This is a genomic window from Roseivivax sp. THAF197b, assembly GCF_009363255.1.
Classification (GTDB): Bacteria; Pseudomonadota; Alphaproteobacteria; order Rhodobacterales; family Rhodobacteraceae; genus Roseivivax.
The window spans coordinates 1691325-1705770 of the sequence record NZ_CP045318.1 but is presented as its reverse complement, the minus strand read 5'-3'; the positions used below and the strand labels follow the sequence as shown (position 1 = coordinate 1705770).

Sequence of the window (14446 nt, the reverse complement as noted above, 5' to 3'; positions counted from 1 at the left end):
CTGCTTTTCGAGCGATGTGAAATCAGACCCACCGTCGCGGCGGTGGAGGATCGCTGGTGGGGCGCAACTCGGTTCGTTGGGTCGCGCCGTCTTGCATGACGGCCTTCAGAAACTGAGGCTCGTAAACCACGTTTGGCTGGAGCAACACCATTGCCGTGACAGAACAATCGAGTCCCGGATGACAGTGGCCAGAGGCCTCGTTCGTTGATGACCCTACATCTTCGTGAGCGTGAAATTCTTGCGCCAAGGACGCTTCACCATGAAACGCTGGCGCCTCAGGCACTCCGAGAACCACTAGGAAAAGGCCGGAAACGATCGACAGAATCCATCGGTTTGTCTTCGACCAACGCATCAGTCAATCCCGTTGGCCCGCTGTATTTCGCGGACATAGGCGGCAACCATCTTGACGTCTCCCTGGGTCAATCCCTCGATCCGTGGCATGTTACCGAAATTCCAGTGATGCGCACGCACGCCATTTTGAGCGGCCAAAACAAAGGCCATGTCCGAATGGTGGCTTGGTTCGTAGATCTTGTGCACAAGAGGCGGCGCTACACCGTTTTGACCGGCAGCATTTTCACCGTGACACTCAGAACACTTTGCCTCGAATATGCTCTTTCCAAGCGCCGCCTGTTGCGAGAGTTGGGAAGGCAGCTGGACCTGAACGATCGGGCCGCCTTCAGCGATCTCACTTGTGTCGGGTGGCGTCATGGAGTGGCCAACCGCTGTATCTTCCGCTCCAACGAACTGCCAAACGGCAAAACCCCCGCCGATAACAAAAACGGCACCAATCAGCGCAGTCAATTTGTCCATGCCTGTATCTTCCGCCTTGCCCGTTGGGTCAGATGAGTTTGACTTGAGTGCCGACAGGTGCCCGCTCGTAGACTTCCTCGATCTGTTCGTTGAACAAACCGATGCAGCCGTTTGACGACCGGCGGCCGATCTTGCGCGTGTCCTGTGTCCCGTGAATACGGTAGTACTGCCACGACAGGTACAGTGCGCGAGTACCCAAGGGGTTGTCCGGATCACCCCCCTCGATACGTGCCGGCCATTCCGGATTGCGTTCCCGCATGGAGGGCGTCGGCGCCCAACTGGGGTTTTTGCGTTTTTCCACCACTTCGGTGTAACCGCGTTTGGTGAGTTCGTCGGTCAGCGGAACGGATGTCGGGTAAATCCGCATCTCGCCGTCCGCTGTCCAGTGCTGTAGCGCCATCGTCACGGTGTCTGAGATGATGATCCCTTTGCCGAGCGTGTCGAAATGGTCTTGCCAGTCATGAACTCGGAAAGAAGAAATGTTGCGGCGAATGGTTTCGGCTCGAACCACGCTTGGTGCAACCAAAGCGACAGCCGCATACCCCAACAGGCTTCGTCGATTGATCTTGTTGTTTCGCGATGTCGTCATGACACACTCCTAGCCTACGGTTTGTACATGTCTTTTACGGGAGACCCGGCATCAGGCAACCTGACAAGGCCGCGAGAAGTGTATCCATTTGTATCCTTGACCTTATCCTGCTGGAGGGTCGCAAATGACGCCGGGAACGAGACAAAGAGGGTGTCATGGACCACCACAGCCACAGAAAAAAGCCGATCACGGACAGGCTCATGCATTATGGTATGATGGCGTGTTGCGTCGTCATGCTGCTGCCCGTTGCGGGGTTTTTTCTTGCCGGCGGCACATTGGCGGGCATGTGGGGCAATGCAGCGGCTTTCGCCCCGCTCCTGCTGTGCGTTGGGGCGCATCTCGTGATGCACAAGTTCATGGGAAAATCGTGCCATTCCGACAAGGCAAAGGATACTATCGAGGAAACGACCGAGCCCATAACCTCCGCGATTCCAGTCGTGGTCCGCGACAGGCCGTGATGTGCGCGGGAAGGTACGCGTAGGCGCGTTGCTGTTGTCGGGTTTCATGCTTGGGGGATGTGCAGGAAGTCTTGAATACTGCTCGGATCGCGGCGCTATCGTGTCCACGAAGCAAGCGTCAGACCTTCTGCCGGATGGGTGTCGAACCCTTTCATCTTCTGCGACTGGCGTTGCGCGAATATTCTGTGCGGACGGTCGTCAGGGTTTTGCCACAGGTGGACTTTGACGCAATTTCCGCCGTCCTGGCGAAATCTGCGGAAAATATGGGAAGGAAGCAGGTATCTTGATCGATTGCCTTTTGATCCTGCGACGGGTTTTGCTTATTCCCTTCGTGCTCCTGGCCGTTGTCTCTGGAAGTGTCGCGGCAGCAACCTCTGCTGAATACCAGAGCGCGCCACTCACCGCGCATCTCATTAGTGTACAGGACGGCGTTCCCGAGAACACACAGACTCTGTCAGCCGGGCTTCACCTTCAACTGAACGAAAACTGGAAGACCTATTGGCGGTCGGCGGGCGAGGTGGGAATACCGCCTTCGGTCGAATGGAGCGGTTCCGAAAACGTCGCAGATGTCGAATTCATGTGGCCCGCCCCGACGCGCTTCACCGCCTTCGGCATCGAAAATTTTGGTTATGCGGGTGAAGTCGTCTTTCCGCTGCGCATAACGCTCAAAGATCCCGGCGCACCTGTGACTCTTTCCGCGCAGGTCAAACTGCTGGTGTGCTCCAATGTCTGTGTCCCGGAAGAGTTTGACCTGTCACTTCGCCTCGGACGGGGCAACGTCATCGACAGCACTTCGGCTGGGCTGATCGGTACGTTTTCCGAGCGCGTCCCCGAAGGGGCCAAGACGAGCGGCGTCAGCGAGGCAAATGCCTTCATCGACGAAGACCTCACGGAGTTGATCGTCAGCCTTCGCGTCGATGAACCACTCCAGTCGCCGGATGTGTTTCCCGAACTGGGTATGGGTGTTGCGCTTGGCAAACCCGATATCCGTTTGGGAGAAGAGGATCGTTTGCTTTGGGCGCGCTTGCCGATCCTCTCGTCGAATACGGATGTGACAGTGGCTCCGTCGATTACCGTCACCGACGGCGAGAACCGGGCCTTCACGATCATCGCGGATCGCGTGGCGCAAGGAATAGCACCACCCTTTGAACTGGCCGCCACGACACCGGACATGATGGAACTGATCTGGATTGCCGCGATCGCGCTGCTGGGCGGATTGATCCTGAATGTGATGCCCTGCGTGCTGCCGGTGCTGTCCATCAAGGTGTCGTCTGTGCTCAAACACACCGATCACGACACAACCCGTGTCCGGTTCGGTTTCGTCGCTGCCAGCGCCGGCATCATGACGTTCATGTGGGGTCTGGCGCTCGTCCTCTGGGCGCTCCAGACGGCAGGCCTCAGCGTCGGGTGGGGTTTGCAGTTTCAAAGCCCGCTGTTTCTTGCGGCGATGATCGCTGTCCTGCTCGTCTTTTCGGCAAATCTGTTCGGAGCGTTCGAGTTCGCCCTTCCACACGGCATGCAGACGCGGCTTGCAGGGGCCGGAGGACGCAACGGGTATTCCGCCGACTTTTTCACTGGCATGTTCGGTGCCGTCATGGCGACGCCTTGTTCGGCACCGTTCCTCGGCACCGCGGTGGCCTTTGCTTTGGCCGGGCGTGGCGTGGACATCCTCATCGTCTTTACGAGCCTCGGGCTCGGCCTCGCCCTGCCCTATCTCGTCATCGCCGCGTTCCCGCGTCTGGTCGCATTCATGCCCAAGCCTGGTCGATGGATGCTGATCATCAAAAGCGTCATGGGGGTTTTGTTGCTTGCAACCGCCGTGTGGCTGTTCTGGGTGCTCGACGGTGTCGCCGGGCTTGCGTCTGTCATCGCGGTCGCGGCGTTGTCCGGTCTCGCCGTTCTGATACTATCTCTCCCGAATGTGCAGTCCCAATTCAGGTGGTCTATTGCCATAGCCAGCCTTGTCCTGGCCATTGCCGCAGGTCCTCTCTTGCAGCAATCAGCACCTGCGCGTTCGACGCCGCAGTTGGCAATGGCTTGGATCGCATTTGATCGTTCGGAAATAGCGAAACGCGTGTCCGCAGGAGAGGTCGTTTTTGTCGATGTGACCGCTGACTGGTGTCTGACTTGCAAAGCGAACAAGACACTTATCATCGATCGGGAGCCAGTCCGGAGCGCGCTTGAAGCGCCTGGAGTCACGGCGATGCAGGCAGATTGGACACGCCCGGACACGCGCATTTCCCGCTACCTTGAGAGTTTCGGCAGATACGGCATCCCCTTCAATGCCGTCTACGGACCATCGGCACCGAACGGCATTGTGCTGTCCGAATTGCTAAAAACCGAGGACGTGATGAACGCCTTGGCGCAAGCCAGTGGTCGGGATGTTTCCGCAAAGGTTGCCGGACAGGAGTGACCTGCTCGACCGGGACACCGAGCAGTAGTCAGCCGCCGAGCCGCTCAAGCGCGGCACGGACCGCCGCACGCCGAGGATCACTGGCGGGCTGCTGCTCCAACAGCGCTTCAGCCTTGCGGTAGGCCTCAACGGCGCGATCGGGCTCCTGAAGGACGGTATAGGCATTTGCCAGCCGCATCCAACCATCCAGATCGTCCGGTTCATCCTCAAGACGCTCGGCCAGCCGCGAGACCATCGATCGGATGAACTCCGCGCGATCCGCGTCATTCATCTCCGACGCCGCCGCGACATCTGCGGCACTCGGGCCTGGTTGCGACGTCGGCCCGCTGGGTAGATTGACGACCGGAAGGTCAGCTGCCGCTGCAATCCGGTTGATCTGCGCTGCATAGGTCTCCATCCAGGGAACGTAAGCCTCTTCCTGATTCAGCCGTGAAACAAGCAGATCGTAGGCCTTACGCGTCTCTTCTTGCTGAAGGTAATACAGAGACTCGAAGTAGGTTGCCGCAGGATTGGATGGGTCAAGGTCCAAAGCGCGATCAATGGCCAATTTCGCCCGTGGAATAACAACGCCGTCATTGGCAACCGCGACAGCCTCTGCCAGCATGGAGAATGTCGCGGAGGTGGCATCCTCCCGTTCGGCAACGACTTCGAAGGCTTCGACGGCATCGGCTGCTCTGCCCATGCGCTGATAGGTCTGGCCCAACAGCATCCACCCTTCGCTAGGGCCGCCGGTCGGATCGGACACAAGCCTTTCGCGAAGTTGTATTGCCAGCGCCGTCACTTCATCAGTCTGTGCCCGCTCCTCTGCACGGGCAGCGAAGGCCATTGAAGGAACCTCCGGCGATCCCATCGTCAGATAGTAGCCCGCGGCAATAACCGGCGCGAGGACCGCCGCGACAACGAGAGTGACTCTGCCACCATTACGGGATGATCCGACTTTTTCTTCCGAATTGCGGGTCGTCGCGAGGATCCGTTTCTTGATCTCGAGTCTGGCTGCTTGAGCTTCCTGTTCAGAAATCAAACCGCGGTCCATGTCTCGTTGGATTTCCCGCATCTGATCGGCGAGGATCGCCGGTACCGCATCCCCTCTGGTGAGAGTGTTCGATTTGGACAGCAGCAGCGGGTAGAGGACAATTCCGATTGCGACCAGCGTCAAAAGAACGAAAATACCCCAGATCATGACGCATCCCCCGCTTCGTTTTGCCTGAGAATTTCGGACACGGTGTTCTCATCCTCCGAGCCCAAGTCTTCAAATGCCTCTTGCTTTCGCCGACTCATCAGTAGCCCGCCACCAACGAAAACCCCGATCAGAACGAAAGCGATCGGAGCGAACCAAAGCGCGTAGGTCGCAGGCTCCAGAGGCGGTTTCAGCAGCACGTAATCCCCGTACCGCGCCCGTATGTATTCGATCACCTCCGCGTCGCTGTCTCCAACGACCAGGCGCTCGCGTACGAGCAGACGCAAGTCCCGCGCCACACCCGCGTTCGAACTGTCGATGTCCTGGTTCTGACAGACGACGCATCGTAGATCCTTGGAAATCTCCCGCGCACGCTGCTCCAATACCGGGTCGGTCAGCATTTCGTCCGGTTCCACCGCATTGGCGGCAAAGGGAAGGAGCCCGATGCAAAACGCGAAAATCAACTGTCTCATGAACCTGCTCCATTTGGCAGTGCGCCTGCCTGCTTCAGGGCTTGCGTGAACCGTTCGACGGCGTCCGGACCCACGACCGGCCCGACATAGCGAAACAAAACGGTGCCATCGCTATCGACGATGAAGGTTTCCGGCACGCCCGACAGGCCCCATTCGATCCCGGTCCGGCCCGACAGGTCGGACCCGATCCGCTCGTAGGGATTGCCGAGGTCATTGAGCCACTTCACGGCATCCTCAGGTTTGTCTTTGTAGTTTATTCCGAACAACCGCATGCCTTCTCGTTCGACAAATCTTGTCAACACGGCATGTTCCGCGCGGCAGGGCACGCACCAGGACGCAAAGACATTGACCACGACCGGTCGTTCGTTGCTGACAAGATCGCTTCGGGCCAGGCCGGGTGTCTCCAACCCCGGCACGGGATCGAGGTCGAACGCCGGGGCCGGTTGCGAGATCAGGACGGAAGGGATCTCGTTGGGATCCCGGTCGGGATTGAGCCCCCAGAGAAAAAACCCACCGAATATGACCGCCGCAATAAACGGCAGCCCGGCAATGAGACGTTTCATCTTCTCTCCTACTCGGCAGGAACGGCATCGGTGGCTGGCTGTTTGGCACGGCGCGGCGCCCCGACCCTCAAACGGCGATCCGACAAGGACAAACAGCCACCGATCACCAGCAGGATCGAGCCGATCCAGATCAGGTTGACGAGCGGTTCATAGAGGATCCGAAGGGTCCATGCTCCGGCGTTGTTCACTTGATCGGAGGCTGGCGTTGCAATCGACGTATAGAGATCGCCCGCCAATGTGGAGCGGATGGCCGACTCCGTCGTCTGGCTTTCCGCGACCGGGTAATACCGCCGTTCCGGGAAAAGTGTCGTGACCAATTCGCCATCCCGACGCACCACAAGGGTGCCGCGATCCGCGATGTAGTTCGGCCCTTGAACCTTTGCGGCCCCTTCGAAGGTGATGTCGAACCCGGCGATCGTGACTTCGGTCCCGGGGGCGGCAAAGACGATCTCCTCACTCTTCCATCCGGTCGAGCCGATCATCCCCATCATCAACACAGCGACGCCGGCATGGGCAAGCGTCATACCGTGAGAGGCGCGTGGCAGGTTGCGCACGCGTCTCGCGCTCTCTGCAAGGGAAACCTCGAACAGACGGATGCGTAGCGCCCATTCCCGCAGGGTCGCAAAAAGCAGCCACGCTGCGCCGAGGATGGCAAGATAGGCCATGATCGGCCCACCGTTCAGAAGATACCATGCGGCCAAGGCTGCAATGACCGCCAGCACGGCCACGAATTGGATGCGATCGAGCAAACCGGCGATATCAGCCCGCTTCCACGACAGGAATGGACCAAGACCCATGAACACGACCAGTGCCAGCATCATCGGAATGAAGGCCGCGTTGAAGAAAGGTGGACCGACCGAGATCTTGTCCCCGGTGACAGCCTCCAGGATCAGTGGATAAAGCGTCCCGAACAGAACGGTTCCCGTAGCGGCGGCCAGAATGAGGTTGTTCACGAGCAGCCCGGCTTCGCGGCTGATCGGGCGAAACAAACCACCCGGCTCCATTTCGGGCGCCCGCCAGGCGTAGAGCGCCAGCGACCCACCGATGGACACCGCGAGTAAACCCAGAATGTAAACTCCGCGCTCTGGATCGACGGCGAACGCGTGTACGGATGTAAGCAGGCCTGACCGGACGATGAACGTCCCGAGAAGTGAAAGCGAGAAAGTCAGGATGGCAAGCAGGATGGTCCAGCTTTTGAACGCATCGCGCTTTTCCGTGACGATGGCCGAATGCAACAGCGCTGTGCCCAGAAGCCAAGGCATGAAGCTTACATTCTCGACCGGATCCCAGAACCACCAGCCGCCCCAGCCCAGTTCATAATAGGCCCACCAAGACCCGAGGGCGATACCCGCCGTCAGGCTGATCCAGGCGGCCAATGTCCATGGCCGGACCCATCTGGCCCAGGCCGGATCGACGCGACCCTCTATAAGAGCCGCAACGGCGAAGGAAAACACGATGGAGAAGCCGACATACCCGAAATACAAGAGCGGCGGGTGCATGGCGAGACCCATGTCCTGAAGCAACGGGTTCAGGTCATTGCCGTCGAGCGGCGGCGGAAACACCCGCTCGAAGGGGTTCGACGTCAGCAGCAGGAAGGACAGGAAGCCGACACTGATCCACGCCTGCACCGACAAGGTGCGCGCCTTGGTCTCGGCGGGGATGTTCGATCCGAACCAGGCGACGCCCGCGCCGAACACCGCGAGGATCAGAATCCAGAGCAGCAGCGAACCCTCATGGCTGCCCCAGGTCCCGGCCACCTTGTAGAGCATCGGCTTGAGCGAATGGGAATTCTCGACGACGTTCCTGACGGTGAAGTCGCTGACGATGAAGGCCTGCATCAGCGCTGCGAAGGCTATGGCCACAAACAGCACTTGTCCTATTGCCGTCGCCTGGGCGGATTTCATCCAGACGGCGTTTCCACGCGACGCACCTGCAATCGGCAGAACGCTTTGAACAAGCGCAAGCGCAAGCGCGAGGGCCAGTGCGAAGTGACCAATTTCCGGGACCATGGCGTTCTTTCCTATCCAGTGTCGGTGGGCGTCGCGTCGGACGGCTTTGGCGTCCGCGGCGGGGTCTATTCGTCGAGCGTTGCTTTGCGGCGACGGAACTCTTCTTCGTCGATTTCCCCATTCGCAAAGCGGCGCCGGAGCGCTTCCTGCGCGTCCGAGTCCGGGGGACGGGTGCCATTGTCCCGCAGCCTGAGCACCAGAAACACGATCAATGCGATCACGGCGCCCCAGAAGGCGAGCATCATGAAGCCGCCCATAAAGCCATAGCCTCCGCCCCACATGTGACCTGTCCAGGAGCCTGGACCATCAGCTCGCGCCATGCTGGCGGGCAAGCTGGCCAGCAACGTTGGAATGAGCGTTTTCAGTTTCATCTGTTTCTCCTTCGATTAGTTCGCTTTCATCCAGTGGGATGGTGACAACAGCGCGCAAACCCGCGCTGTTATGGTTGACCAGCTGGATATCGCCGCCATGGGATTGGACGATTGTCCTCGCGATCGAGAGCCCAAGCCCATAACCGCCCGTTTCCAGAGACCTCGATTGCTCGAGGCGATAGAAGGGATCGAAGACCTTTTCCAACTGGTCGACGGGAATGCCGGGCCCATTGTCATCGATGTTGAGTACGAGGTTCGAACCGTGGGTCGCCCAGCTGACTTTTGCGGCACCACCGTAGCGAACGGCGTTCTCAAGCAGGTTCCTCAGCGCCCTTCGGAACGCGTTGGGTCGAAGCCGCACGGCAACATCATCACTCGGGGCAAAGGTGCAGTGTGCCGCCATATCGCTGCACAAGCTGTCCAGAAAATTGCGCAGATCGACCACTTCGGCACCTTCGGATCCGGTAAGGCCCCGTGCAAAGGTGAGCGTCGCTTCGACCATGCTCTGCATCTCTTCGACCGATGCGATGAGGCTGTCCCGCGTCTCTTCTTCGTCAACCAGCTCCGCGCGGACACGCATAGCAGTCAACGGCGAGCGCAAATCGTGACCAAGCGCTGCGAGCATCCGTGTCCGATCGCTGACAAACCGGGTCAGCCGTCGTTGCATGCGGTTGAAGGCGACGGTCAGATCCTTGACCTCGGTCGGCCCCGCGACGGTCAATTCACCCACATCCTCGCCCCGGCCAAGATGGTCCGCGGCCTTGGAGAGGTGCCGCAAAGGACGCGTCAGGCGCGTCATGACAAACCAGAAGATCGCCACCAGGAGCAGTCCGGCGGAAATTCCAAAGGTCAGCATCGAATAGAAAGGCCATTGGATTGGCGGACGCTCGAACCGCGTTCCGACATTCAGCCAACGCGCTCCCTTGATGGCGATCGACAGGTTCATCTCAACCGCCGTCAACTCTCCGCGCATCATCGCGAGATGCATTTCCGTCATCTCGTCCGAGAGATTGGGAAGGGGCCGCAACGCGCCCTCGACCTCGTGCAGTTCAACGCGAATATCCCGGCTGTAGCTATCGCCCAGAAGCGCGCGTATGCGTCCTTCCACGATGCCGCCATCCGAATGACCGGTGTGTTCCACGCTCGGAACGTCCGACAGATCAAACCGGATCAATGGCGAATTCGCCGCGCGGAGGATCGAGTCCTGCAACTTCGGCGGGGCCTCCTCGATCAACCGCGCGACATTTGCTGCGCGACCGGCGGCCTCGAACCCCAATGCGGCACGAATCGCAAGGGTGCGCTCGTCAGCGAACAGGAACAGGCTGATCGCCTGGGCCACGACAAGTGCCGCGACCACAAGCAGGATCAACTGGCCGCTCAGAGACCTCATCGCACGGCGCATCACGGCGCATCCTCGACATCGGCAGCCAGACAGTATCCGCCGTTCCGCACCGTTTTGATGACACTGGGCCTAAGTACATCCGGCTCGATTTTGCGGCGGAGACGGCTGATCTGATTGTCGATGGTTCGATCCATCGGGCCTGCCGTCCGCCCAGCGGTCAGGTCAAGCAACTGGTCACGGCTGAGCACCATCCTCGCGCGTTCCAGCAGGACCGCCAGCAATTTGAACTCGGAGGTCGTCAATGGGGTCTCGGTGGTGGACTCGTCAATCAGCACCTGCCGGTCGGTATCCAGTATCCAGTGCGCAAAAGAGACTTTCCTCCCAGCGAGGCTTCCGGCCACAGGTTCGTCGCGGTTGCTTCTCCGAAGAACCGACTTGATGCGGGCGAGCAGTTCTCGTGGATTGAACGGCTTGGCGAGATAATCGTCCGCACCGATTTCCAGACCCACGATCCGATCCGTTTCCTCACCAAGCGCCGTCAGCATGATGATCGGAAGATCACCCTCTGGCGCAAGTCTGCGGCAAACCGACAAACCGTCCTCGCCCGGCATCATGACATCGAGCACGAGGAGGTCGAAGTGACCGGTGGCCAGCTTGGCATCCATCTCCACGGCATCCCTGGCGACGGTCGTGCGCATTCCGTTCTTCTCCAGGAAGCGCGCGACGCTTTCGCGTATCTGAGCGTGGTCGTCCACGATAAGGATATGAGGTGGCGGTCCCATGGCGTCCTTCCTAGATCATCGTTGCATTCTGTTTCATGGGCAGAATTGTAGCCGTTTGTATCAGGTCAGTCCCTTGCTACAGATGGATACAAATCTGTGCCTGCACCGTGTCGTGCTCCCGGGTAGCGTCGCGCGTATGTTATGTGACCTTTGGGATCGCAACCGATCAAAGGATGAAGTTTTCGAATATGTCTCTTGATTTGAACCGGCGCCGTTTCGTTCTGGGTGCTCATATGACGGTGCTGACCGTCGCGGCGTCACCGCTGTTGGCGCAGAGCCGATCTGTCTGGTCGGCAGAGAATGCCTTTGACGCGCTTCTATCGGATACGGCGCGGATCATCGATGTCAGAACGCACAAAGAGTGGCAAGAAACCGGCGTAGGTGCTGGTGTATGGCCGATAAGCATGCACGCGTCCGGTTTTCCGGACCGATTGTTCAGGGCCAAGGAACTGAGCGGTGATCGCACTGTTGGACTGATCTGCGCCACTGGCGGACGCTCCGCATCGCTGCTTCGAGCGTTGAGACAAGCTGGTTATTCGGGCTACGCCGATATCTCGGAAGGGATGTTGGGATCAGGCGAAGGGCCTGGGTGGATCGCATCGAACTTGCCGACCGTTCCGGTGGATGTCGCCCTGAACGGGTTGCCCCCCGCGTTGGCCTGACCAGTGAAGAATCAATTGGTCCCGTTGTGCTAAAAGCCTGATGTATGGTCAAATTGACCTGTTTGAACAGGAAGACGGGTTTGGGTGTATGACCGAGTTGATGGCTATGTTTGTCGGAATATGCGCGGCGATCGTGATGGGAATTGTCCATCATTATGCGTTATCGGGCATTCTGAAGTTTTCCCCGCAGCGGTCGGATGGCTCCGGCTTTCGGATCATCCTGACGTTTTCCGCGTTGCTGTTGCTGCACGTATTGGAACTTGTGACGCTCGCCGTGTTCAATACGATGGTGGTGACAAGCGTTCTGCCGCAATCGTTCAGCAACAGCCCGCCGATGTTTCAGGATGTTCTCTATGTTACGGGCATCTCGTTCTCGACCCTTGGCTATTCGTCCATAGAGGTGGTCGGGCCCTTTCGACTGTTGCTGATGCTGCAATCGCTTTTGGGCTTCATGTTGCTGACCTGGTCAGCGACGTTTCTTTACTCAGCCTGCCAGCAAGTCTGGCAGAAGGCGAAAGATGACTGAAAATCGCCACGCGCGTCGGACATGAGCTTGGCGTCAGCGTCAAATACGTCCTGATATCGGTCCTTTGACCTCACCGTGGAACGGTTGAGTGAGCGCTGCGTTGCGCGCGTGGATGGATAGCCCTTGACCTTCCAGTTGCTGGAATCCCTAGGTACAAAGCCATGGCACAGATTTTCGAAAAGACAGGCGATCACGTATCGCACCATCGACACGGGGATATCTTGAAATCTCCCGTATGGGTTGGTGTGTTGTTTGTCTTGCTCACAATGCCGGCTCACCTGTTTTTGGATGAAAAGAGCTCGATAGCTCTTGCTTCGATCACGCTTTCTTTGATTGGCGGTGCCTATATCGGCTTTGGCGCCGCGGACGGCAGAGCGCGCGTGTTCTGGGCAGAGCTCGCCGTCGCCCTTTTGTTCGGCTCGGCAGCCTTTTTGGGGCTGATATGGCATTGGGCTTTCCTTCCCTTGGGCTTGGCCCTGCACGCCCTTTGGGACATGTCACACCACAATTCTTATCGTCTCGCCCGGATTCCGAACTGGTATATTCCATTCTGCGTGGCCTTTGACCTTTTGGCAGCGACGTTCTTCGTTCTGCTCTATGCCGTGTTTTGATCCATGATGATGCGCATCCTTCTTATTGCGGTGTTCCTGATGGGAGTCGTCGCATTGGCCTTCCCGGACGTCCTTGGCGTTGACATTCGCCTGCCTGATCGCGCGGAAATTGACCGCTGGATCGAGGCGGCAGGTCTTGCCGGACCAATTGTTATCGTGGCGCTTATGACAATCGCTATCGTCGCAAGCCCCCTGCCCTCGGCGCCGATCGCACTCGCCGCCGGAGCGGCTTATGGGCACACGTTCGGGACACTCTTTGTCGTTCTTGGCGCGGAACTCGGTGCGCTTGCCGCTTTTGGTCTGGCCCGCGGTCTCGGTCGTCCCTTCGTTGAGCGTCATCTCGGTCAGAAGATTAACACAGGCCTGTTCGGATCGCAGAACACTCTGACCTTCTTGGTCTTCGGCAGTCGCCTGCTGCCGTTTCTGTCCTTCGATATGATCAGTTACGCCGCAGGTCTGAGCAAGCTGCATCTTTGGAGGTTCGCGCTGGCCACGATGGCCGGGATTATTCCAGCGAGTTTTTTGCTCGCTCACATGGGCAGCCAGGCGATGAACGGAGATGCCCGCACTGCCACATGGACCGCGCTTGCGCTCGGTGGCTTTACCGGCCTGTCGGTTCTCTTCGCCGCGACGCGAAAGACCGGTACACAACGGGAGGAGAGCTGATATGGCCAGTCATTCTCACGCCGGGCACATGCCGAGTTCCGGCAAGGCCCTTGTGATTTCGGCCTGGCTCACCGGCGTCTACTTCGTGATTGAACTGGCCGTCGGGCTCTGGACTGGCTCGATTGCCGTCCTGTCGGATGCGTTTCACACCCTGTCGGCGGTTGGCGGCGTTCTCGTGGCCATCACCGCGCAGCGGATTGCGCGCCGTCCAGCGGATTCGACGCGCAGTTTCGGATGGTACCGCGCCGAAATCATCGGGGCGCTGGTGAATGGCGGCTTTCTTCTCGGCATGGCGCTTCTGGTGATCTGGATGGGCGCGATGCGGCTCGGAGACCCGATCCACCTGGCCACAGGCCCCATGCTTTGGGTCGCCTTCGGGGGCCTGGTCACGGAAGTGGTCTCTCTGGCGCTGATGTGGCAATCGAGCAAGGACGATCTGAATGCCCGTGGCGCGCTCTGGCACATCATCCAGACCTTTGTCGGCAGCCTCCTGATCATCGTCACCGCCCTTGTGATCGAGTTCACCGGCTTTCTGGCGATTGACCCGATTCTCGGCATGGCGTTCGGGGTGGTTCTCCTCTGGGCCTCTGTGGGCGTAATCAAGGAAGCGGTCCACATTCTCATGGAAGGCACGCCCGAGGGAACGGATCTCGACGCTGTAACAGCGGACCTGATCGGGCAGGACGGGGTTCTGGATGTTCACCATGTGCATGCCTGGACGCTGACCAGCGGCAAACACGCGTTTTCCGCCCATATCCGCCATCAGTCACCCGCCGAGGCCGCGGATTTGCTGAACAGGGCCTATCGGCGGCTGACGGAACAGCATGGGTTTCACATGGTCACGCTGCAGCTCGAAACAGAGTGTCTCGACGAGCGCCACGCGCGGGATCTTGATATAGTCCAGATAGCGGCTGCAAAGGCTGCGCAAGAAAAGACTGATGTGCGAGATGCGCATCCGCACCCAAGCCCTAACACAGAAGGGCCGTAGACTGTG

At 59.1% G+C, this 14446-nt stretch carries 16 protein-coding genes; 7 read left to right on the top strand and 9 right to left on the bottom strand.

Annotated elements, in window-relative coordinates; genetic code table 11:
* Positions 1 to 351: 351 nt before the first annotated feature.
* Positions 352 to 810 carry a cytochrome c gene (locus tag FIV09_RS08485; RefSeq protein ID WP_121068480.1) on the bottom strand — a complete coding sequence of 153 codons (459 nt, stop codon included), beginning with the start codon at positions 808 to 810 and terminating at the stop codon, positions 352 to 354.
* A gap of 28 nt (positions 811 to 838) precedes the next feature.
* A complete protein-coding gene (locus FIV09_RS08480; RefSeq protein WP_009807486.1) occupies positions 839 to 1399 on the bottom strand; it encodes a L,D-transpeptidase in 561 nt (186 codons plus the stop codon).
* A gap of 155 nt (positions 1400 to 1554) precedes the next feature.
* Between FIV09_RS08480 and FIV09_RS08475 the strand changes: the two genes are divergently transcribed.
* Both FIV09_RS08475 and FIV09_RS08470 read left to right on the top strand, forming a co-directional pair.
* Positions 1555 to 1857 (top strand): DUF2933 domain-containing protein, encoded by a 303-nt coding sequence (locus FIV09_RS08475; protein WP_043754567.1) that lies wholly within the window; start codon positions 1555 to 1557, stop codon positions 1855 to 1857.
* 283 nt (positions 1858 to 2140) lie between these two features.
* A complete protein-coding gene (locus FIV09_RS08470; RefSeq protein ID WP_009807485.1) occupies positions 2141 to 4270 on the top strand; it encodes a protein-disulfide reductase DsbD in 2130 nt (709 codons plus the stop codon).
* Between the two features lie 28 nt (positions 4271 to 4298).
* Here FIV09_RS08470 and ccmI read toward each other — a convergent pair whose 3' ends face one another.
* From ccmI to FIV09_RS08435, 7 genes are all read right to left on the bottom strand, one after another.
* Positions 4299 to 5450 (bottom strand): c-type cytochrome biogenesis protein CcmI, encoded by a 1152-nt coding sequence (gene ccmI, locus FIV09_RS08465; protein WP_092813056.1) that lies wholly within the window; start codon positions 5448 to 5450, stop codon positions 4299 to 4301.
* Positions 5447 to 5920 (bottom strand): cytochrome c-type biogenesis protein, encoded by a 474-nt coding sequence (locus tag FIV09_RS08460; RefSeq protein WP_009807484.1) that lies wholly within the window; start codon positions 5918 to 5920, stop codon positions 5447 to 5449. Before FIV09_RS08460 ends, ccmI begins: the two co-directional genes overlap by 4 nt.
* Complete coding sequence (locus FIV09_RS08455; RefSeq protein ID WP_152449567.1) at positions 5917 to 6483, bottom strand: DsbE family thiol:disulfide interchange protein; 567 nt, start codon at positions 6481 to 6483, stop codon at positions 5917 to 5919. The genes FIV09_RS08460 and FIV09_RS08455 overlap by 4 nt, the downstream gene beginning before the upstream one ends.
* A gap of 8 nt (positions 6484 to 6491) precedes the next feature.
* On the bottom strand, positions 6492 to 8492 hold the full coding sequence (locus FIV09_RS08450; protein ID WP_092813053.1) for a heme lyase CcmF/NrfE family subunit: 2001 nt from the start codon (positions 8490 to 8492) through the stop codon (positions 6492 to 6494).
* Positions 8493 to 8557: 65 nt separating this feature from the next.
* Positions 8558 to 8863, bottom strand: coding sequence for an SHOCT domain-containing protein (locus FIV09_RS20595; RefSeq protein WP_239367986.1), 306 nt, complete (start codon positions 8861 to 8863; stop codon positions 8558 to 8560).
* Positions 8799 to 10265, bottom strand: coding sequence for an ATP-binding protein (locus FIV09_RS08440; RefSeq protein ID WP_092813046.1), 1467 nt, complete (start codon positions 10263 to 10265; stop codon positions 8799 to 8801). The genes FIV09_RS20595 and FIV09_RS08440 overlap by 65 nt, the downstream gene beginning before the upstream one ends.
* A complete protein-coding gene (locus tag FIV09_RS08435; protein WP_007803380.1) occupies positions 10265 to 10987 on the bottom strand; it encodes a response regulator in 723 nt (240 codons plus the stop codon). Before FIV09_RS08435 ends, FIV09_RS08440 begins: the two co-directional genes overlap by 1 nt.
* 173 nt (positions 10988 to 11160) lie before the next feature.
* Here FIV09_RS08435 and FIV09_RS08430 point away from each other — a divergent pair, with 173 nt between their 5' ends.
* The 5 genes from FIV09_RS08430 to FIV09_RS08410 all read left to right on the top strand — a co-directional run bounded on the left by FIV09_RS08430 (position 11161) and on the right by FIV09_RS08410 (position 14440).
* The gene (locus tag FIV09_RS08430; RefSeq protein ID WP_244889223.1) at positions 11161 to 11649 is read left to right on the top strand and encodes a rhodanese-like domain-containing protein; all 489 of its coding nucleotides are present in this window, start codon (positions 11161 to 11163) and stop codon (positions 11647 to 11649) included.
* An 88-nt stretch (positions 11650 to 11737) separates the two neighbouring features.
* Entirely contained in the window at positions 11738 to 12175 is a 438-nt protein-coding gene (locus FIV09_RS08425) for an ion channel (protein WP_244889222.1), read from the top strand.
* A 161-nt stretch (positions 12176 to 12336) separates the two neighbouring features.
* A complete protein-coding gene (locus FIV09_RS08420) occupies positions 12337 to 12786 on the top strand; it encodes a DUF6010 family protein (RefSeq protein WP_152449566.1) in 450 nt (149 codons plus the stop codon).
* 3 nt (positions 12787 to 12789) lie between these two features.
* The gene (locus FIV09_RS08415) at positions 12790 to 13452 is read left to right on the top strand and encodes a TVP38/TMEM64 family protein (RefSeq protein WP_007803355.1); all 663 of its coding nucleotides are present in this window, start codon (positions 12790 to 12792) and stop codon (positions 13450 to 13452) included.
* A gap of 1 nt (position 13453) precedes the next feature.
* Positions 13454 to 14440: a cation diffusion facilitator family transporter gene (locus tag FIV09_RS08410; RefSeq protein WP_152449564.1), complete on the top strand. Its 987-nt coding sequence runs from the start codon at positions 13454 to 13456 to the stop codon at positions 14438 to 14440.
* Positions 14441 to 14446 lie beyond the last annotated feature (6 nt).